Source organism: Enterococcus malodoratus ATCC 43197, from assembly GCF_000407185.1.
GTDB classification, from domain to species: Bacteria; Bacillota; Bacilli; order Lactobacillales; family Enterococcaceae; genus Enterococcus_A; species Enterococcus_A malodoratus.
Genome location: NZ_KE136482.1, coordinates 580,511 through 599,422 on the forward strand (window position 1 = coordinate 580,511; position 18,912 = coordinate 599,422).

Below are 18,912 nucleotides of genomic sequence, written 5' to 3' on the forward strand. Positions count from 1 at the left end.
TTTTATATTTTACTTTTTAATACAGAATCAAAATCATCAAAAATTCGTTTACTCAAATCAATTCCTTTTACCGTTGCGGTACGATAGGCGATCAATTGGAAAGGAATGATCAGTAATAATGGAGAGAACATCTCCGAAATAGTGACATCTAAGCCTAAAACAGCGGCATCCGAACTTTTTTCCGTCGTGACTTTTAAGATTTTTCCGACATAACTGTCCATGTAATCTGCTAATGCTTGCGATCGACTTTGGTTTACGCTAGGCGTTTCGATGAAGAATAATGTATGCTCCCAATCAGCTTCCAGATAAGGCCCGTGCATATACGCTTCTAATTCAAAGCCTTGACTTGGGCGGCGAACTGTTTCAGTGAACTTTGTTTCAAATTCCTTCGCCACACCCCAGTTTGGTCCGTAGCCCAACGCCACAAAACGACCGCCAAGTTTCAGCAGATTTTCGTGATGCTCAAAAAAAGCATTGGACTTATCGATCACACTTTGAATGTTGCTGATTATTTCCAGTAACTCTTGCTTCAACTCTGCCAATCGCTGCTCATCGATCTGATTTTTCGAAACGCCGACTTTGATCGCCAACAGGATCAATTGCATAACTGTCGCTGAAAATCCTTTCGTAACAAATCCGACTGTTTCAATGCCCATATTCAAATCGATTACCTTATTGACCACCTGAGCAATCGGACTCGTTAAATCACTGGTTAAAACGATCCGTTGAATCTCACTTTTATGCGGATTCTGCATAGCATCGATCGTAGACGCACTTTTTCCGCTTTGTGAGACACCGATAATCGTATCCGTTCCTTTGATCAATCGACCATAATGATTGAAATTATAGGGCTCCTCGATCGTGATGCTGACATCAGCGAGTTTTTCGAAAGCAATTTTAGCCGATAAACAGGCATTAAAGGAGGAGCCAGTCGCCAAGACCGTTACGGTGCCCATCTTGGCTAAACTTGGATCACTAGAAAAATCATACATCTGCAAAATGTTCGTCAATGTCTCCTGCTCTTGATTGATATAATCAAACATCGTCATCGTTGTCATACTAATCCTCCATTCTTAAAAGAGACCGATCCATGAACCTAGGATGCCGAAAATAGCTAATCCTAGTAAAATAGTCAGTGCCTTCACTTCTTTTTTTAATAGATAAAAGACAGCGCCAAAAGCTCCAAGGGATAGGATTCTTGGTACGATATCATCAAAAATACTTTGAACCGTCACTGCGTTTTCACCTGTACCGATCTTCAATGGAATATTAATATCGATCATGGATGCGGTCATCCCGCCCACGACCATCAACCCGATGATTGAGGCGCCAAGTGTCAAACTGCCCATCATGCCATTTTCCTGGATTTTCTTTAAAAAGCCTGTTCCAAGCTTATAACCCCAAGATGTAGCGAAATAACGGAACAATAAATGGGGGATATTAAAGATCAAGACAAATAAAATCGGGCCTAAAATATTTCCCTGCACTGCCAGCGACGTTCCCACACCAGTAGCGATCAAACGCAGTGTGCCCCAAAAGAATGAGTCGCCGATCCCAGCCAATGGTCCCATCAGCGAGGTCTTGATATTATCAATTGTGGAAACATCAAAATTGGCATCATTGGCGTTCTCTTCCTCCATCGCCGCATTGATCCCTAAGATCAACGTCACGATATGCGGTGTCGTGTTAAAGAATTCCAAATGACGCTTCAAAGCAGAGGACATACTTTCTTTGGTTCTATATAATTTTTTCAGGATTGGAATCATTGCGTAGCAGTAGGCGAGATTCATTTGACGTTCATAATTCCATGAGAATTCCATTTGGAATGACCGCCAAAATACCTTACTCAAATCCTTCTTCGTGATCTTCAATTCCTTATTTTCATTAGAAGTCATCATCATCAACTACCTCCCCTGTTGACGTTTGTGCACTATTATTCTGTCCACCACGTACATTCATAATATTCACGACAACAACCGCTACGATCGCACCAAAAATAGCGATTCCAGTAACCGGAATTTCTAAGTAAGCCGCCAAAGCGAAGCCTAAGAAGAAATACGGCGCGACTTGTTTGTTGATCAATAAACGTGCCAGCATCGCGAACCCGAGTGCCGGGATCAATCCCGTAGCTACCGATAAACCGTGTTGAATAAACGCTGGAATCATATCTAATAAATTCCCGACCGTTTTGCTTCCAACCATGAATGAGATCATAACCACTAAACCAAGCATCAACGATAGTCCAAAGCCGGCTGTCAAATGCATCCGTTCGACACCTTTATAATCGCCATTTTCCGCATATTTATCGGCTTTTTGGTTCATGACAGGAATCATGATTCCTAAGTAAATATTTTTCAAAATCAATGTTAGTGTCGCGATCGGCAGTCCAAGTAACAAAGCAGTCTCCGTACCCGCACCAGCCGTAATCGCGAAAGCTGTTCCTAAAACGCCGCCAGTAACGACATCGGGCGGAATCGCTGCGCCTACAGAAAACGAACCAATAAATGCTAATTCCAATGTCGCACCCATGATAATTCCAGCCTTCATATCTCCCAGTACGATCCCGGTAAATAATCCGGTAACGATTGGGCGAGATAAAAGCGAGGTTCCTAACGCGTACTCAGATTGAGCGATAAAGGCAACTAACCCAAGTAAAATTGCTTGAAAGAGCATATTTCTTCAACCTTTCTTTTTAAAGAACTTCAGTGACAGCGACTTTTTTATCTGTCGGGACTTGGCGAATTTCAACCTCGATCCCGTGATCAACCATTTCCTTCAATAAGACTTCCTCTTCCGGCAAGACATTCACCGCTTTTCCAATACTGCGCGTCCCTTCTTTGGCTTTGATCCCGCCTAAATTGATTTTTTGGATCTCCGGATGGGAGTCAGCTAATTTTTTCGCATCAGCGATAGACTCCACTACGATAAATAATTTGTACTTGTCGGTTACTCCGCTTTGTAATGCCGCAATCGAATCTTCGATGTTTTTGATAACCAATTTTACGCCCTGGGGTTTAGCCAGCTTGATGGTCGTCTTTCGAATCTCATTTACTGGAACATCATCGTTAGCGATCAGAATACAATCCGCTCCCAAACCTTGAGTCCAAGAAAAGGCTACTTGTCCATGCAGCAAACGATGGTCTACTCTTGTTAATAAAATCATTTTTCTTCCTCCTATGCTTTTTAAAAATCTTCTTCCTCTATCTCACTGCTGATTAATTGGTTACAAAATTGAATCGATTGTTTAGCCGTTGTCAAAGTCGTTTCAATCAGCTTAGAAAGTGAATCAACTAGCTGAAACTGCATCGCAAATTCAACCAAAAAGGGCAAGTTCATCCCAGCAACTAAATAGAAGTCCGCTCGATTAATATGTGCTAAAAATTCATTATTCACACTGCCTCCAAACAAATCTGTCACAACCACTAATTCATGATCACGATGACGTTCCATTATTTCACTGACCGCTTTTTCCAAATCAAAATCTTCTGTTAGATAGCAATCTAGCGTTTCGATGGGAGTAATTCCTCCGCAAATCAGCCTTAATGAAGAGTTCATTCCTGATGCTAATTTTCCATGTGATGCCAGAACTAGCTTTCTTTCCAACATTTTTCACCTCGCAATCTGTCTACACTTTAATAAAAGCAAGCGGCGTGCCAACTTTAGTGGCGCACCGCTTGCTTTGCTAAAATTCTTCATCTTTCATCGCTGAATCTGTATTTTTATAAACAATATCAAAAATATAGGCGAGCTCAGAATCTGGGATCGTGACACTATAATCTCGCTCAATGACACTAAATGCCTGTTTAATGTTTTTCAGCAGTTCTTTTTGACACTGATACAAATCCGAGTAACCATCATACGTTTCAATCGGAACATTTCGAATGAGGCGTTCAATCAAACAGCTGACATGAACATACAATGCGAGTTTTTTTGCATTGGACAACTGAATCTTTCCAGCCAGCTCTAAATCACGCATAAATAGATCAATCTCACTCATGACCTTATCGGTATCTAGAATCGTCACAGAATCGATCACTTTTTCCAGAGAAAAATTACGAATCACATTGGTATTAAATATTTGATTTTCTTCTGAAGTCATCACTGGGGCCAACCACTCAGTCAGAACTTGCTGCTCATCGCCTGAGATTAATTCTTCCAAAGACAAATACGGGATTTCTGCGACCTGTGGATCATCGGTCCCGATAATTCCAAGAACGTCATAGATTGAAAAGACTGTCTCCTCCTGCTTCTTTTCTGCTAAAACCCGGAATTCGTACGGAACGATTTTTAGTTCACAGGAGTTCGGCAAACTTTTTTCCAATAAATGACAAATCTGCGCAGCAGTCCCAATCCCCGTTTGACATGTTGTTAGCAGCGTCTTCGTTCGATTTTCTTCTGGATAAATAATTTCCCAATCAAATGTCGCTTCCGCCGCCGATTTGCTGGCTATTTCGTTCAATGTTCGCTGCTGCTTGATATTTTCTCCGATTGCAATTGCCAACGGGGTGGTGACATTGTTCATGATCACGATCGGCACGTTGATTTGTTTAGGGAAATATTGGTAAATTTCTTTTAGACTGCCCATATCGACCAAAATCACTAGCCCGTTTGAAATATCATTATTTTCGCTGTAATCCAGAATTTCTTCCGCAATTTGTTGCGGCGTCACATCCAATGGCATATCGAAAGACTCAAAAATATCATTTTCCAAAAATCGATTGGCTACATTGGCAATACTGCTGGCGGTCGCATAGCCATGGGCGACAATTACGGCCTTAGCTATTCCTTGTTCTTTGATCCAATCGGCCTTTTTTAAATACAAAGTCAAAACAATCCGATCCATCGCGGATATTTCAATGTCGATCTTAGGCCTGCACATTTCCAAGATTCTCTGAACATAGTGATAACTTGCAGGATAGGCCTCGGAGATTTGTCTTTCCAATTGTCGAATCAATTCACGAATATGAGGATCTTCTGGCAACCAGCGTCCAGCGCCTCTTTGAAATAAGTAATAGCCTACCGCATAAACACTGTTTCCATTAAATTTGATCTGATACGCACTTTCCATTTGACGAAAAGTCTCACGCACATATTGTGTCAGATACAGCAGCATTTCATGCTTCTGCTGACGATCCGTTTCAAAAAGCAGATAATCAAACAACTGATCCACAAGCTCTTTCAGCTTTAGCTGGCAATCCACTAGTTGCCCCTGCGCATCTTGATACGCCAAAATCATTTTAGCAAACGAATCCTCCACTCTTTTTTGACTTTGAGTATTCGTCAGCATTAAATTATCTAGTCTCGAATCACTATGAATCAAAATTTCTGCAGGCAAAGCCGTTTGCATACTTTGATGATTCATTGACAGTAACGCTTCCGGAAGCTGGTAAATGGTCAATTTGATTGGCTGATCAGGTTCACTCTCGGATAAAGCTTTCGCGGTCATCACCTTAATAATATTTTTCAACTCACCAATGTTGCCCTTGAAATTTCCACTGGCCAAAAGCTCCAGTGTTTGACCACTAATGATCAAATCACGCCGAATTGTAGCTTGTTCATTCAGTAAAAAGGAATAAATCAGTTCTAAACGCTCATTTCGACCTCTTTGTTGTAAGGAAGGAATGGTTGTTTGAATAGGGATTCGTCGAATAAAAGTGGTTAAAAAATTACTCGTCAGCTCTTCCGTCGTCGCAAAGAATAATCTTGTATGAACAGTGATTGGATGATTCGTATCCCCCATTCGATAGATTTGACCCTGATCCAAATAGGTGAATAATTTTTCTTGCCCCTCTGCGTTCAATCGATGAACTTCATCCAAAAACAGGATGCCGCCATCCGCCGCTTCAAAGGCTCCTTTACGATCCGAGTCAGCTCCTGTATAAGACCCTTTCACGCTCCCGAAAAGATTGCTGGTCAATAGTTCAGGATTATTCGCATACTGAGCACAATTCAACGTAATGAATGGGGCATCTTCAGGCAAAAGTTCCTTTTGGACACAGTAATGATGAATGAGTTCAACTAAATAGCTCTTCCCCGTACCGCTTTCTCCATTGATCAGAACAGGCAACCCGCCATCAGGATAATTGAGAGCCGCTTTGATTTGTTCAATCACACGTTTTAAGCTTTTATCATGACCAATCAAAAGTGATAAAAGCTCCTGCTCTTTTCCAAACATCGGCTGCTCAGTTTGAATAGCACGAACACTTTCATAGTGATTTTCCTTTAAAACAAAAAATTGTTTTTCAAAAGCGCCCTTATGAAAATAATAGACTGGGCGCGAATTTATTTTGACTAGCTCGCCGGTCTCAGTTAACTGATTCAAGTATTGGCTCACCGTATTTCGTTTTACTTTAAATATTTCAGCCAACTTCGATGCTGTAAACAATTCACTTAAGTCATCCAAGTTGAGAAAAGCGGTTTGATTTTTCAAATACTGCAATAATTCTTCTCTCATAGACTCTCCTCCTTTCTCTATCTTAAAAAAAGCGCATCCAAAGTCAATCCTGTTTTTTTAATTTCGAATGAATAAAATTGCAAAAATGCTCCTTGCAGTGTTATCTATTGCGGTCAATTCTTTCTTTTTCTATCTCGCAATTAATATGCCAAACACTGACTATCTCTATGATTAGTTACTAGATAAGGAAATATTCAAAGATTTTCAACACTCTTAAAAGGATTTCTAAACTGTTGGAAAAAGTGTTGCATCTGTCATGCTAAACAACGAACCTTTTTGATTAAAAACCGTACCCACAAAAAAACGGATGCAAATGGCCGCGTCCGTTTTTAATTACTGTTCAATTCAATTTAAATGATCGCCATTGTTATTTCTAAAAACAATTAAATACAGATTATTTCTTTTCAATTGGAATCCAAATTTCACTTTTGTACGTCGAACTGCTCATATCTCCTTGTGAGTACCATTCAATCTCAGGTGACGGTGTGTGCTGATAATCGGTCGTCGGAAAAAATTCAGAGAAAATTCTTCCCCAAATCTCGCTCATAGCAGTTGGTAACGCTCCTTCTATTTCAAAAACGGCCCAAGTCTGCGCCGCTATATCCAACTTGACGAAATCCGCAGGACAATCTTCAGTAGTAATCACACCGATATAGTAGTCTGTGGTGTTGTCTTCATACATTTCACTATATGCGCCGACCAGACCACCAGGCTCAGCATTAGCTAAAGGCAGCAGCTTCCCCATCAATTTCTCGGAAACACTGTTCCACATTTTCCCAACACTTGCGCCTAGATCCTCTACATAAGAAAACCGTTCCTTTATACCAACAATCGAAAAAGCTTTTTTTTTCAACGATACGATAATTCATTTCTATAACTCCTTTCAAGGACAAAGCAAATGACACCCGCGGCTGCACCTTGAGACGCACATCTTTTTTTCGAGCCTGACTAGGTGTCACAGCGTGCATTCCTTGAAAAGCGCGGGAAAAAGCATCCGCCGAAGAATATCCATATTTCACAGCAATATCAATAACCTTGTCGTCAGTATTTTGTAAATCCAAGGCAGCCATCGTCAATCGGCGGCGCCGAATATATTCTGATAAAGGAATACCAATCAGAAACACAAACATCCGTTTAAAATGATACTGAGAGCACAAAGCTATCTGTGCTATTTTAGGATACTCAATCTCTCCAACAAGATTCTCTTCGATATAGTCGATCGCCCTTTTCATATTTTCAAGATTATCCATCATCGTTCCCTCCTCAATTAGAGTGTATAATAATTAACTATTTCATATCCGACAATAACGTGCAAGAAAAAGTCGGATTTGAAAACAAACCACATAAAAAAGATCAAACACCTGTTAAGATGATTGATCATAAAAGTTTTATATCTGTTAAATTCTGTTTTGGCTTAGTTGTCTAAGATTCTAAAGTTCCTTCTTTCCAATAATTCTGAGTGACAGACTATAGGAAATTATACAAACTGCCAATGCTGCAATAAATCCAATCGTTAGCGTTAGTAAAATCGGTATATTAGAGATACGTTGGAAAATCGCATTTAAATTGATTCCTAGTCTTTCAATCATTGATCTGCCCAAGAAGGCGAAAAAGAAAATCACACCCATTACAATAATCATGATCATTCTTTTTTTCTCTTCACCAAATTTGAAATGGATCGGCATCATCAAACTAATGTAAAAAGATCCTGCAATGAACAGACTGATTAAGGTAAAACTGAAGTTCTCCAGATCAATCAACTTTCCCTGTATAGTAGTCATAATTAGAACAATTGCCACAGAAAGTAATAAAGCAACAATTGAACCAACGAGTGCTAATGAATACTTCTGAGCAACATACTTTTTACGCGAGATTGGCAAAGTAAACAGAAAGGTAAATCCGTGATTCATCTCATCATAACTCACGGTAGTAAAAATTACAGTTACAAAGAAGAAGAGCATCAATGCTGGAACAATCGCCAAACTTTCAAGATTATAAGAATTCATCACAGTCAAAAAAATGGTTGCTAGAAAAAATAGTTTTTGTTTAACCAGTAAGTGAATATCCTTAACATAGAGTCCTCTCATTTTAATTTCCTCCCATCATCATTAAGACGATTTCATCAATATTAGCTTTTTCAACTACAATATCCGGATAATTCTCACGATAATATTGCCGCTGTTTTGTTAGGCATTGGTAACCGAAACTAGCAGATTGCACTTTTGCTATGTGTTCTTTATCTAAATCAGAATACTGATCAGCAGTCAATTTTAGAATGCCGTATTCGTCTAATAATACATCCGTATCTTCATTTAAAATAATCGCTCCATGATCAATAAAATACAGAGAATCGCAAATTTGTTCCAAATCTGTAGAAATATGTGAGCTAATTAAAATACTGCGTGATTCAACCTGCTCTAAATACTCCTGCAACAGATTCAGAATTTCTTCTCGTGCGATAACGTCCAACCCAGCAGTCGGTTCATCCAAAATCAATAGATCTGCGTTGTGACTGATTGCGATTATTACATTTAAACGAGCCTTCATTCCGGTAGAAAAATCCTTTAACGGCTTATCTAGAGGAAGTTGAAACTCATCACATTTCTTAAGAAAATACTGTTTTTGAAACTGTGGATAGAAATTTTTAAGTATCGAAATAATTTCCTTGATAGAAAAAAGTTCATTAAAACCTGATTCTCCTAACGAGGCGCCAATACGCTGACGATCTTTATCAGTGATTTTATTAATTGGTTTTCCGAAAAGTTCAACCGTTCCATCATCAAAAGGGATCAATCCCAGAGCAATTTTAAAGGCTGTACTTTTTCCTGCACCATTTCGACCGACCAGTCCGATAATTCGGCCCTTTTGAAGTGTCAAAGAACAATCTAATCGGAAATCTTGGTACTCCTTTTTAACCTTTTTTAATGTAATCATTATGATTCCTCCAGTAGTAATTCCAAAAGTTCCATCAAGTCTTTATCTTTCATACCAACCAATCGTGCCTTAGTGACTATTCCCTCAAGTTCATCTTGAATCCCTTTTAGCTGCTCTTCCCATTTCAACGCAGGATTCACACCGCAGACAAAGCTTCCTTTTCCGTGTACAGTTGTGATCATTCCTTCTTGCTCCAATGCATCGTAAGACTTTTTAACTGTTAGTGCGCTAATCTTCAATTCCTTCGCTAAAGATCGTACTGATGGTAATGCATCATTTTCTTTTAACTCATTTTGAAGGATTGCTGCTTTTATCTGTTCAACCAGCTGCTCATAGATTGGCATCATTGATGAGTGTTGAATAATAATTTTCATGATTAATTCTCCTCTTCGCAAACAGTGTATAACAGTATAAAACAGTTGTCAATATTAGATTCATTGATTGATAATCGTAAACAAGCGACCATCTCCTCAACCTTAAAAATTCCTATAGCCAGTTTCAAAGGAATCTGACACAATAAAGAGAGAAAATTTGGATTTTGTGTCACACCTACCATTTTTGTTTGTCTAATTAATAAAGGAGGTAAATAGGGATGCAGAACAAACGTGAAATACTGTTAGTGCAATCTTCATTGGCAGGAGATGTCGATTCACTAACAGAATTATTGAATGAGGTAAAAGACAGTATCTTCAATCTGTCCTTACGAATGTTAGGAAATATCTATGATGCAGAGGATGCCACTCAGGAAATTCTACTGAAAATTATCAGCAACCTATCTTCGTTCAAGCAGCAAAGTCGCTTCAGTACTTGGGTTTATCGGATCGCTGTCAACTATTTAATAAACGATCATAAAAAGAGAGGGTTTCGTGAACAGTTAACTTTTGAGTTTATGGAAAAAGACCTTGAACAACCGCTCCCAACGATGGTTCTGGCCTTCGATGACTTAGAAACAGCGGAACTGGCGGAGGAATTGAAACTGTCCTGTACGAATATCATGCTGCAATGTTTGAGTCCACAGGATCGTTGCGTGTTCATTTTAGGAACGATGTTCAAAATGAACAGTCAGCTAGCAAGTGAGCTGTTGAGCATCACACCAGACGCTTACCGAAAAAAACTTTCTCGCACGCGAAAAAGAATGGGAACATTTTTGACTGATTATTGCGGAGTTGCCGGCGGAATTTGCGACTGCAAAAAAAGAATCCCTTTTGCGATCAAACAAAAGCGACTCGATCCGACACAACTTGACTATTCTTCTTTAAAAAGACTCGATTTAGCAGAGATTTTCCAACAAAAAAAGAATATGGATTTTCTAGATGAACAAACACTCCTATTCGAGACGCTGTCTTGTTACCAATCTACCTTCAACCCCAAATTATTTTTGAACGAGCTTCTTGTATCAAAGCAATTCTCAGATTTAATCAAGGAGGATGCTATCTATGACCTATGATAAAATTTTTACCTACCTCTCCGCTTTAGAAGAGAATAATAACCGGGAATGGTTCCATGAAACTAAACAAGAACGGATAGAGATTATTCAAGAATTTAATCAGATCGTTGATAGCTTCTCGAAAATCCTTCATGAAAGGGACTCTCAAATTCCGTTGATCCCAGCTAAAAACTTAACTTTCAAGTTCAATCGCGACACCCGATTTAGTTATGATAAATCACCATACAATCCTGTACTGCGTGCACATATCGGACCAAATGGAAAGCTGCCGATTCCTTGTGGCTATTTTATCTTTTTGAAGCCGAACAATCAGTCCTTCTTAGGCGGCGGACTATTTGCGGACATGTTCTCTGAGGCGACTAAGCTGATTCGTCAAGCATTGATCGAACATGAAACAGCTTTTTTTGACATTATTGAGAATTCTGAGTTCAAAAAGCAGTTCATTGTACTGGGCAAACAGCTAAAAAGAATGCCTCGCGGATACGAGGCATTCGCCGATTCTTCCATCGCTGATTATCTAAAATACAAAAATATGTATTTGGAATTTCCTTTAACCGATCAAGAAATCCTCACATCTAAGGACTTTGCGGCAGAAGCTGTTGAAAAATTCTTATTGATGAAAGACTTCAATCACTTCTTAAATTCATCGTTGAAAGACTTTCGCTTCCCAGATAGAAGAATTTAATAAACTCTCTGTCCTTCCTATTGAAACTCACTACTGGTTTTCAATAGGAAGGACTGCTTAGTATCAAAAACAATGTAATTCATTTCTCAAAATCATATTACCAAATGTATGGAAGTAACCGGTAATTTACCTTTTTCTGGTATTCTTTATAACCAGCTAATTCTTCCGCCAGTATCGCCTCTTCATTCATTATTCTCTTAATTATTAAAAAAGGATAGATCAAAAAGATTGGCACCGCGAACAATGATCCTAGAATGAATGGAATTGACAGAAACATTAGCAACGTCGCAAAATACATCGGATGTCTGACTAGCCCATATAATCCAGTATCGATAACGGTTTGATTTTCTTGTACTTCTACTGTTCTTGAAAGATAGGCATTTTCACGCATGACTTCTGCGTACAGCAGATATCCTGCCAAAAATACAATAGACGCTATGATGACTACCCAATCGGGCACCATACTCCATTTAAATCTGAAGTCCAATCCCGCTAATACAAAACCTAAAATGAACATGATCAACGAACCCGCAATAACTTCTTTTTGTTCAGTTTCCCGTTCCTTCGTATTCAACCTTTTTTCTAACAAGTCCGGGGCTTTTAGCCATAGTATGATGCCCAAAGCAATCATCGGCAGAAATAATAGACTGATAAATAGCCAAGCGTTCCAAAATGTGAACGATCCTGCGGGAAAAAACAGAAGTATCCCCAACATTATAAAACCGATAACAAACTTAAAAAGCGCTGTTTTTAATAAATGTCTTGCTTTCATCTTCTTTCACTCCGATCCTTTCAGCTGTATTTACATACGTAAGTCCCTCTCTTAAATTGTATGTCTTCCAGTCAGAATAAAAATACCTTTCACCAGAAAATCAGTGAAAAGTCCTTTTTTAAAATAAATTGGAGTAGTTTAGTCATGAAAAACGCCGATAAACCATCGTATTCATAGATACATCGGTTATATTTTTGTTATCTCACCACAACTGCGGATTTTCTCAAATTATAACTTGCTTCAAACTTACTAGCAGAAACCCAATATTTTCCGCTGTTTGGATCAGATATGTGATAGGTATTGTTTGATTCATTAAAGCCGTCCAATGTTACAACATGCGCATTATCGATTCCAGTTCCCCACCAATATTTTCCATAGCGCGGCGAAGCATAATTTCCCGTTACGTAAACAACTACCGGATTGCCCTTCCGCAACTCATCTTTTAATGTCTCAACAGAACTTCCCGAGATATCTGCCACCTTACCATATTTATTCCCCCACTGCGTTAATGGTTTAGCATAAATAGAATGATAAATATTAGGCTTAATCACATCTGGTCTGCCGGAGAACCCATTATTAGGATTGTTATTGGGCGACATCGGCATTTCCTTGATGAAATTTTTTAGATTATAATTTTTTGCATAGCCTTTTTGCTGCAAAGCCTGCAACAGTGACGCGGCCTCGCACCCCATTGGAAAACCAGCACTGTTTTGATTGATATATGGTGCATTTAGCAGAACATAAGAAGCGACACTTTGTGAACCTCCTGCCGTATACCAAGCAATTCCTTCATTTCGCCATCCTCTTTTGACCAGATCATTTCGTTCACTGACTAGCATCGTGTAATGATGCGATCCTGCACCTCGTGCATTTGGATTGAAGACTCGATACATTGGTTGACCTGTTTTAGGCGTTTTCCAGGCAATCCCCTCATAGCGCCATCCATGCTTCTTCAAGTTATCCCGTTCACCCGCAACCAATGTGTAAAAATGTTCACCAGAATTCGGATTGTACAGTCGATAGAGTTGATTTCCGGTTCCATCCACATACATACTAATTCCTTCATTTCGCCAACCAAGACGTACTAAGTAATCCCGTTCACCCGCATTCATTGTATGCAGATGCTCACCAGAATTCGGATTGTATACTCGATAGATTGCGATTTTCGCGGCTTTTGCTGCAGCGGATCTCGCTGTGGCTGCAGAACTTTGTGTCGCAGCCTTATTCGAAGACTGAACGGTTTGGTTCTCAACCGCTTTTGTTGAGTCATTGGTGGGCGCCTCTGGTGTATTCTCAGAATCAGAAGTCGTTTCTGCCTTTGAATCTTCAACAGTGGACTCTGTTGACACGGTTTCGTCCGCGACTTCTTCCGTTGAAACTTCTGTCACAGCCTCTTTTGGCGCTTGAATTTCTTTATCTATTTCTTTATCCGGTTCAATATCTTTTTTTGCTTCCGCATTTACTGTAGTTTCAGGTTGTTCAGTAACAACTGGCTGCGGCTCGTTTTCTTCAACACTTTTAGTTTGGTCACTAATCACCAAATCTTCGTGACTTGTTTCTGACTCCCCTCCAACTGGTTGTTCTACAGCCTCATTAGTAGTCGATTCAATTGGAACATCTTCTGCTACCTGCTGGATTTGAGCAGTTTCTACAGCGGCATAAGCTTCATTTTTATCTACAGCCAAATCTGTCGCAACCAAAATACCTAGAAAAATGATTGGAGCTATTACCCAACTCTTTCCTTTTTTATACATTTTAAAACGTTTCTTTTCCATTTTGCGCCTCCTGATTTCAGAACGAAAAAAACAACTATCTATTCGGGAAATTAACCGCTTTTATAAATACAAATGCATTTTATCAAATTTTTAGTCAATATAACAGATATTTGTTATTAAATTCGATTATTTGAAGTGTGTACTGAATAATATATGACTTTTCATCTAAATTTTTCCAAACAAAAAAGCCATCAGAGAAAACTGATGACTTTCAGAAAATGTATTCCTATTTTTGTCGTTCTAATTCTCCGATCGCTTGTTTACTATCTTTTGTTTGGATAGCGAGTGACACGAGCCCTGCTAAAACAAAAACTAATGCAATGAAACTGAAGGCGCCGCCATATGATCCACTCGTATTTACTAACCAGCCTATGATCATAGGCGCGAAGAATCCGCCAGAAACACCTACTGCATTGATAATCGAATACTTGGTTGAAACTTCACGTTCTGCAAAAAGTTTGACTGGCAAACTCATTAAGGTCGCAAAACCAATACTTGCTGCAGCCACGGCCAATGCCAAAAATAGCATACTTAGAACTAATGAATGACTTTTTGATAGAAGGAAAGCAACGAGTCCACCTAGTGCCGAAGCAATTAGAATTACTTGTTTTTCTCGATCCTTGAAATGACGTCCGATCATTGAGCCTGCAAACATCGCACTGATCATCATCACAAATCCAATCAACGCGCTCAGCATTGCCATTCTATTCATCGTTAAATTGAATTCATCCACTAAATAGGATGCGATCCATCCAGTCATCCCATAAACTGCTGCATTGATGAAAAATGCCGCCAGCACCATGATCCAAACATTGCGATCTTTGATAACTTGAAAGAAAGAAATGTTCGATTGATTGGCAGAAACGATGGGCTCGCCAGCCGTTTTCGGAATACCTTTGATCATTAAAAAGCCGATCACTAACACGATTACGCCATAAACGAAATAAGTTGTCTTCCAACCGACCAACGTCAATAAGGGCGCTACCAACAATGGTCCAACGATTCCCGCAAAACCTGATGAAGCAATCATAGACGATTGGACCGAACCCCTTTTTGCTGGCTCGACTTCCCTTGTAACAAACGCACTAACAGCTGACGGATACCCTGCGTGAGCAAACGATCCCGCCGCAAAACGTATCATCAATAAATATATCAGCGAAAAGCCAAAACCTAAACAAATCATTAAAACACCGATAAGCAGAATCGCCAAGGTCATGATCTTCCGACTGCCTAAACGATTGCCCAAAAAGCCAAATGGAATTTGAAATAGCGTGTAGCCAAGGAAAAAGGCACTTAATATTAATCCCTTTTGCCCAGCATTGATTCCTAGGTCCTGAGCGATTGGAATCACCGACAAACTAATAATATTTTTATCCAAGTAAACGCAAGTATACCCAAGAAATATTAAGATTAGTGAACGGTTAATTTTGCTTTTCCCCATAGGCTAGACGCTTTCTAAAAAGGCTAAAGCAGCTTCCACATAAACATTTGCGCCGAAATTCAGCACTTCCTCTTCCAAGACAATTTTCGGATTATGCAGCATTAATTCCGTATCGGCCGCAGTGATGAACATCGTAGTTGTTGGAATTTGATGGCTAATCTCGCCAAAATCTTCACTTCCCATCATTGGGACTGCCAATGGCGAATGCTGAAGGACATTCGCTGGAAAAACTTCTTCCAATCCCGCTTTGACCGTCTCAGTCACTTTTTGATCAATTTCGTTACTGCAGCAGCCGTTAGTAAAATCAACCGTCACTTTTGCACCGAAAGCCTGACCGATCGATTCTGAAATTTCTACCATTCGTTTTTTGATTTGCTGACGAACTTCTTCCTTAAGGGTACGAAGCGTTCCCTTCATATATGCTGAATTCGGGATAACATTTGATGAGCCGGGTGTTCCGCCGACAAACTCACCGATCGTTAAAACAAACCGTTCTGCTGAACTGATTTCTCGTGCAGATAGAGTTTGCAGTGCATCGTATATTTTAGTCGCTACATTGATTGGATCGACTGAAACCTCTGGCATCGATCCGTGACTGCCGACACCTTCAACTTTGATCTCATACCAATCAGCACTAGCCATGAACGTTCCAGCGGGTGCGACAAAAACATTTTTAATCGGCAGGTCTTTAAACGGAAATACATGGATCATCGCTCCGGCATCGACTTTGGGATTTTCCAATACGCCAGCTTCCAAGCAATCCTTCGCACCTTGTAAAATCTCTTCGCCTGGTTGGAAAAGAAGTTTTACTACTCCAGTCAATTCGGCTTCTCGTTCCTTTAAGATCTTCGCTGCGCCTAATAGCATAGTTGTATGCATATCGTGTCCGCAAGCATGCATCGCTCCATTTTCTGATCGGAACGGCAAATCCGTATCCTCATTAAGTGGAAGCGCATCCATATCACCGCGCAATAAAAAGGTCTTCTCTCCTTGACCGATTGTGCAGGTGATACCCATCTTGCCACAGGCTAGCGGCTCATAGCCATATTCCACCAGTTTTTGCCACACAAAATCCTTTGTAGCTGGCAGGTCCATTCCGACCTCTGGATTTTGATGTAAATGGCGGCGAATTTCTACTAACTCTGTTTGCAATGGTGTTTCTTTGATTTTTTCCATTATGTTTCCCCCTTTAAAAAAAATCATAGCACAAAAAAAATTTTGAACCTGATTTTCTTTTAAAGATCAAAAAAAGAAAATCAATACGTTTCTTAAATTAGCGTTATTTAAAAACAAAAAAGAGAAATCAGTTTTACCTGATTTCTCTAATCTATTCATAAATTCTATTTGATTTTCAATTCTGCTAATTGCTTTTCGATTTCGGTCTCTTCTGCATCTGCCGCTAATAACGCGCAGGCAGTATAGGCACTTTCAACAAATGCCGTATCGAAAAGAGTCACCTTTTTCTCCGTCATTTCAATTGCCAGCTCTAAGTTCATTTTGGCACTGCCTAGATCATAAAAAGCTAACAACTCATCAGCTGAATTTTCCTCGATAGCTTGTGAGATTCGTTCCATCGAAGTCCCGATACCGCCATCTTCCAATCCTCCGGCAGTTGTGACAGGAACATTTTTAGCGACTTCACCAATCAATCGTTTTAATCCTTCTGGTATTTCTTTCGTATGGGATACTAGCACTACACCTCTACTCATTAAAGACACCTGCCTCAATCATCGATTCAAATAAATATGCTGACGACATCGCTCCAGGATCAATATGCCCAATTGAGCGTTCGCCGAGATAGGACGCACGGCCTTTTGTCGCTTTCATATTTTTTGTTTTTTCAACCAATATTTCGATTGTTGCTGGATTCAAAGTGCCGTTATTTAAATTTTCTACTGCCGGCACCCATAAATCTAACATTGTTTTTTCACCTGCTGTAGAATTGCCTCTTTTTTCAATTCCGGCAACAGCAGCCTTCAATAACATTTCCGGATCATTTGAGTCTTTGCTGGCTTTCATCATTTCCATCATAGCTGTTCCATAGAGAGGACCTGATGCTCCACCAACCTTGCTGATCAACGCCATTGCGGTCGCCTTGAAAATAGCAGGCAAATCGCCTGATAAATCCGCCGCCATAACCGCATCCATGCCGCGGGCCATGTTGTTTCCATGGTCGCCATCGCCAATCGGTGTATCTAGCTCGCTCAAATAATCTTTCTTGATTTGAATCTTTTCATTAAATAGTTCTAGGGTTTTTCGCAAATTTTCTGGTGTAAACATAGTGGGCCTCCTTGAATACTTTTTGCTTACGATAGTATAAATCTCAGTCCAGATATAAATGATGTTTAGACCCGGACTGAGTTCAATTTTCAATTAATTACCAAGCGATTGTATGAACTGGTTCATTTAGTAAGCGCAAACGTTCTTCGTCTAATTTGATCATGGTAATTGATGCACCTGCCATTTCAAGTGAAGTCATATAGTTGCCGACCTTACTAAAGGTGATCTCAATCCCTTCTTCTGAAAGAATTTTTTTCGCATCGTTAAAATAGATAAACAATTCCATCAATGGCGTAGCTCCCATACCATTAACGAATAATCCGTATTTCTCACCAGCTTGCCAATTGAATTCTGCTTTAAGTTTGCTAATGATTTCTTTAGCGATGTCATAAGAAGGTTTGATCTTTTCACGACGATAGCCGGGTTCGCCATGAATTCCGACACCGAACTCCATCTCATCATCAGCTAAAACAAAGCCAGGTTTGCCGACCTCTGGAACAGTTGCTCCAGATAAGGCGATTCCCACCGTTTTAATATCATTTACTAAATCTTTTCCATAACTTGCTAATTCTGAGACCGTTTTGCCTTCACGAGCCAAACCACCTAGAATTTTGTGAACAAGGACTGTTCCGGCTACACCGCGACGACCTTGGGTAAACGTGCTGTCTTCTACCGCAATATCATCATCTACTAAAACAGAATCCACCTCGATGTCATCCATCGCTGCTAGATCCTTGGCCATATCAAAATTCATGACATCGCCTGAGTAGTTCTTGACGATCATTAATGTTCCTTTTCCTTTATTAGTCGCTTTGATTGCTTCATAAATTTGGTCTGGAGTCGGCGAAGTGAACACATGTCCGCAAACCGCAGCACTTAGCATTCCATCCCCGACAAATCCGGCATGAGAAGGCTCGTGACCGCTGCCGCCGCCGCTGACTAATGCCACTTGATCATACTCGTCACTACGAGTTACTACCAGTGTTTCTGGAACTTGCTTCACATAATCCGGGTACGCGCCAACCAATCCGCTGACCATTTCATCTACGACATTCTTTGGGTCATTGATAATTTTTTTCACTTGCTCTTCCTCCATATTCCTTTAAGATATTTTTTATCCTTTA

At 39.9% G+C, this 18,912-nt stretch carries 20 protein-coding genes; 2 read left to right on the forward strand and 18 right to left on the reverse strand.

Features of this window, described 5'->3' with window-relative positions:
• Positions 1–2: 2 nt before the first annotated feature.
• From I585_RS12645 to I585_RS12690, 11 genes are all read right to left on the reverse strand, one after another.
• A complete protein-coding gene (locus tag I585_RS12645; RefSeq protein WP_010742181.1) occupies positions 3–1,058 on the reverse strand; it encodes an SIS domain-containing protein in 1,056 nt (351 codons plus the stop codon).
• Positions 1,059–1,073: 15 nt separating this feature from the next.
• Positions 1,074–1,901: a PTS system mannose/fructose/sorbose family transporter subunit IID gene (locus I585_RS12650; RefSeq protein ID WP_371198868.1), complete on the reverse strand. Its 828-nt coding sequence runs from the start codon at positions 1,899–1,901 to the stop codon at positions 1,074–1,076.
• A complete protein-coding gene (locus I585_RS12655; RefSeq protein WP_010742183.1) occupies positions 1,885–2,673 on the reverse strand; it encodes a PTS mannose/fructose/sorbose/N-acetylgalactosamine transporter subunit IIC in 789 nt (262 codons plus the stop codon). The genes I585_RS12650 and I585_RS12655 overlap by 17 nt, the downstream gene beginning before the upstream one ends.
• 19 nt (positions 2,674–2,692) lie before the next feature.
• Positions 2,693–3,163 carry a PTS sugar transporter subunit IIB gene (locus tag I585_RS12660; RefSeq protein WP_010742184.1) on the reverse strand — a complete coding sequence of 157 codons (471 nt, stop codon included), beginning with the start codon at positions 3,161–3,163 and terminating at the stop codon, positions 2,693–2,695.
• A gap of 20 nt (positions 3,164–3,183) precedes the next feature.
• Positions 3,184–3,603, reverse strand: coding sequence for a PTS sugar transporter subunit IIA (locus I585_RS12665; protein WP_034709157.1), 420 nt, complete (start codon positions 3,601–3,603; stop codon positions 3,184–3,186).
• Positions 3,604–3,682: 79 nt separating this feature from the next.
• Positions 3,683–6,454: a sigma 54-interacting transcriptional regulator gene (locus tag I585_RS12670; protein ID WP_010742186.1), complete on the reverse strand. Its 2,772-nt coding sequence runs from the start codon at positions 6,452–6,454 to the stop codon at positions 3,683–3,685.
• A gap of 394 nt (positions 6,455–6,848) precedes the next feature.
• The gene (locus tag I585_RS23530; protein WP_244266008.1) at positions 6,849–7,286 is read right to left on the reverse strand and encodes a GyrI-like domain-containing protein; all 438 of its coding nucleotides are present in this window, start codon (positions 7,284–7,286) and stop codon (positions 6,849–6,851) included.
• A complete protein-coding gene (locus I585_RS23535; protein WP_208855728.1) occupies positions 7,174–7,704 on the reverse strand; it encodes a helix-turn-helix transcriptional regulator in 531 nt (176 codons plus the stop codon). Before I585_RS23535 ends, I585_RS23530 begins: the two co-directional genes overlap by 113 nt.
• Positions 7,705–7,884: 180 nt before the next feature.
• Complete coding sequence (locus tag I585_RS12680; protein ID WP_010742189.1) at positions 7,885–8,541, reverse strand: ABC-2 transporter permease; 657 nt, start codon at positions 8,539–8,541, stop codon at positions 7,885–7,887.
• 1 nt (position 8,542) lies between these two features.
• Positions 8,543–9,388, reverse strand: coding sequence for an ABC transporter ATP-binding protein (locus tag I585_RS12685; protein ID WP_010742190.1), 846 nt, complete (start codon positions 9,386–9,388; stop codon positions 8,543–8,545).
• The gene (locus tag I585_RS12690) at positions 9,388–9,762 is read right to left on the reverse strand and encodes a GntR family transcriptional regulator (RefSeq protein WP_010742191.1); all 375 of its coding nucleotides are present in this window, start codon (positions 9,760–9,762) and stop codon (positions 9,388–9,390) included. The genes I585_RS12685 and I585_RS12690 overlap by 1 nt, the downstream gene beginning before the upstream one ends.
• Before the next feature lie 218 nt (positions 9,763–9,980).
• Between I585_RS12690 and I585_RS12695 the strand changes: the two genes are divergently transcribed.
• Positions 9,981–10,835, forward strand: coding sequence for an RNA polymerase sigma factor (locus I585_RS12695; protein ID WP_010742192.1), 855 nt, complete (start codon positions 9,981–9,983; stop codon positions 10,833–10,835).
• Positions 10,825–11,520 (forward strand): DUF2461 domain-containing protein, encoded by a 696-nt coding sequence (locus I585_RS12700; protein ID WP_010742193.1) that lies wholly within the window; start codon positions 10,825–10,827, stop codon positions 11,518–11,520. Before I585_RS12695 ends, I585_RS12700 begins: the two co-directional genes overlap by 11 nt.
• A 97-nt stretch (positions 11,521–11,617) precedes the next feature.
• Here the strand turns inward: I585_RS12700 and I585_RS12705 are convergent, their stop codons facing one another.
• From I585_RS12705 to dhaK, 7 genes are all read right to left on the reverse strand, one after another.
• Positions 11,618–12,292, reverse strand: a complete 675-nt coding sequence (locus I585_RS12705) for a methyltransferase family protein (RefSeq protein ID WP_010742194.1) — start codon at positions 12,290–12,292, stop codon at positions 11,618–11,620.
• A gap of 197 nt (positions 12,293–12,489) precedes the next feature.
• Complete coding sequence (locus I585_RS12710) at positions 12,490–14,067, reverse strand: C39 family peptidase (protein ID WP_010742195.1); 1,578 nt, start codon at positions 14,065–14,067, stop codon at positions 12,490–12,492.
• A gap of 226 nt (positions 14,068–14,293) precedes the next feature.
• Positions 14,294–15,508 (reverse strand): MFS transporter, encoded by a 1,215-nt coding sequence (locus tag I585_RS12715; protein WP_010742196.1) that lies wholly within the window; start codon positions 15,506–15,508, stop codon positions 14,294–14,296.
• A gap of 3 nt (positions 15,509–15,511) precedes the next feature.
• Complete coding sequence (locus I585_RS12720) at positions 15,512–16,684, reverse strand: M20 metallopeptidase family protein (RefSeq protein WP_010742197.1); 1,173 nt, start codon at positions 16,682–16,684, stop codon at positions 15,512–15,514.
• A 164-nt stretch (positions 16,685–16,848) separates the two neighbouring features.
• Positions 16,849–17,217, reverse strand: coding sequence for a dihydroxyacetone kinase phosphoryl donor subunit DhaM (gene dhaM, locus I585_RS12725; protein ID WP_010742198.1), 369 nt, complete (start codon positions 17,215–17,217; stop codon positions 16,849–16,851).
• Positions 17,210–17,788 (reverse strand): dihydroxyacetone kinase subunit DhaL, encoded by a 579-nt coding sequence (dhaL, locus tag I585_RS12730; RefSeq protein WP_010742199.1) that lies wholly within the window; start codon positions 17,786–17,788, stop codon positions 17,210–17,212. Before dhaL ends, dhaM begins: the two co-directional genes overlap by 8 nt.
• A 97-nt stretch (positions 17,789–17,885) precedes the next feature.
• Entirely contained in the window at positions 17,886–18,869 is a 984-nt protein-coding gene (gene dhaK, locus I585_RS12735; protein WP_010742200.1) for a dihydroxyacetone kinase subunit DhaK, read from the reverse strand.
• Positions 18,870–18,912 lie beyond the last annotated feature (43 nt).

Excerpts from the sequence above, each read along its gene's own strand:
- I585_RS12700 (WP_010742193.1), top strand. The coding sequence starts at position 10,825 with ATGACCTATGATAAAATTTTTACCTACCTCTCCGCTTTAGAAGAGAAT.
- I585_RS12680 (WP_010742189.1), bottom strand. The coding sequence starts at position 8,541 with ATGAGAGGACTCTATGTTAAGGATATTCACTTACTGGTTAAACAAAAA.
- I585_RS12650 (WP_371198868.1), bottom strand. The coding sequence starts at position 1,901 with ATGATGATGACTTCTAATGAAAATAAGGAATTGAAGATCACGAAGAAG.
- I585_RS12655 (WP_010742183.1), bottom strand. The coding sequence starts at position 2,673 with ATGCTCTTTCAAGCAATTTTACTTGGGTTAGTTGCCTTTATCGCTCAA.
- I585_RS12685 (WP_010742190.1), bottom strand. The coding sequence starts at position 9,388 with ATGATTACATTAAAAAAGGTTAAAAAGGAGTACCAAGATTTCCGATTA.
- I585_RS12660 (WP_010742184.1), bottom strand. The coding sequence starts at position 3,163 with ATGATTTTATTAACAAGAGTAGACCATCGTTTGCTGCATGGACAAGTA.
- dhaL (WP_010742199.1), bottom strand. The coding sequence starts at position 17,788 with ATGTTTACACCAGAAAATTTGCGAAAAACCCTAGAACTATTTAATGAA.
- I585_RS12690 (WP_010742191.1), bottom strand. The coding sequence starts at position 9,762 with ATGAAAATTATTATTCAACACTCATCAATGATGCCAATCTATGAGCAG.
- I585_RS23535 (WP_208855728.1), bottom strand. The coding sequence starts at position 7,704 with ATGGATAATCTTGAAAATATGAAAAGGGCGATCGACTATATCGAAGAG.
- I585_RS12695 (WP_010742192.1), top strand. The coding sequence starts at position 9,981 with ATGCAGAACAAACGTGAAATACTGTTAGTGCAATCTTCATTGGCAGGA.
- I585_RS12720 (WP_010742197.1), bottom strand. The coding sequence starts at position 16,684 with ATGGAAAAAATCAAAGAAACACCATTGCAAACAGAGTTAGTAGAAATT.
- I585_RS12705 (WP_010742194.1), bottom strand. The coding sequence starts at position 12,292 with ATGAAAGCAAGACATTTATTAAAAACAGCGCTTTTTAAGTTTGTTATC.
- I585_RS12670 (WP_010742186.1), bottom strand. The coding sequence starts at position 6,454 with ATGAGAGAAGAATTATTGCAGTATTTGAAAAATCAAACCGCTTTTCTC.
- I585_RS12710 (WP_010742195.1), bottom strand. The coding sequence starts at position 14,067 with ATGGAAAAGAAACGTTTTAAAATGTATAAAAAAGGAAAGAGTTGGGTA.
- I585_RS12715 (WP_010742196.1), bottom strand. The coding sequence starts at position 15,508 with ATGGGGAAAAGCAAAATTAACCGTTCACTAATCTTAATATTTCTTGGG.
- I585_RS12645 (WP_010742181.1), bottom strand. The coding sequence starts at position 1,058 with ATGACAACGATGACGATGTTTGATTATATCAATCAAGAGCAGGAGACA.
- dhaM (WP_010742198.1), bottom strand. The coding sequence starts at position 17,217 with ATGAGTAGAGGTGTAGTGCTAGTATCCCATACGAAAGAAATACCAGAA.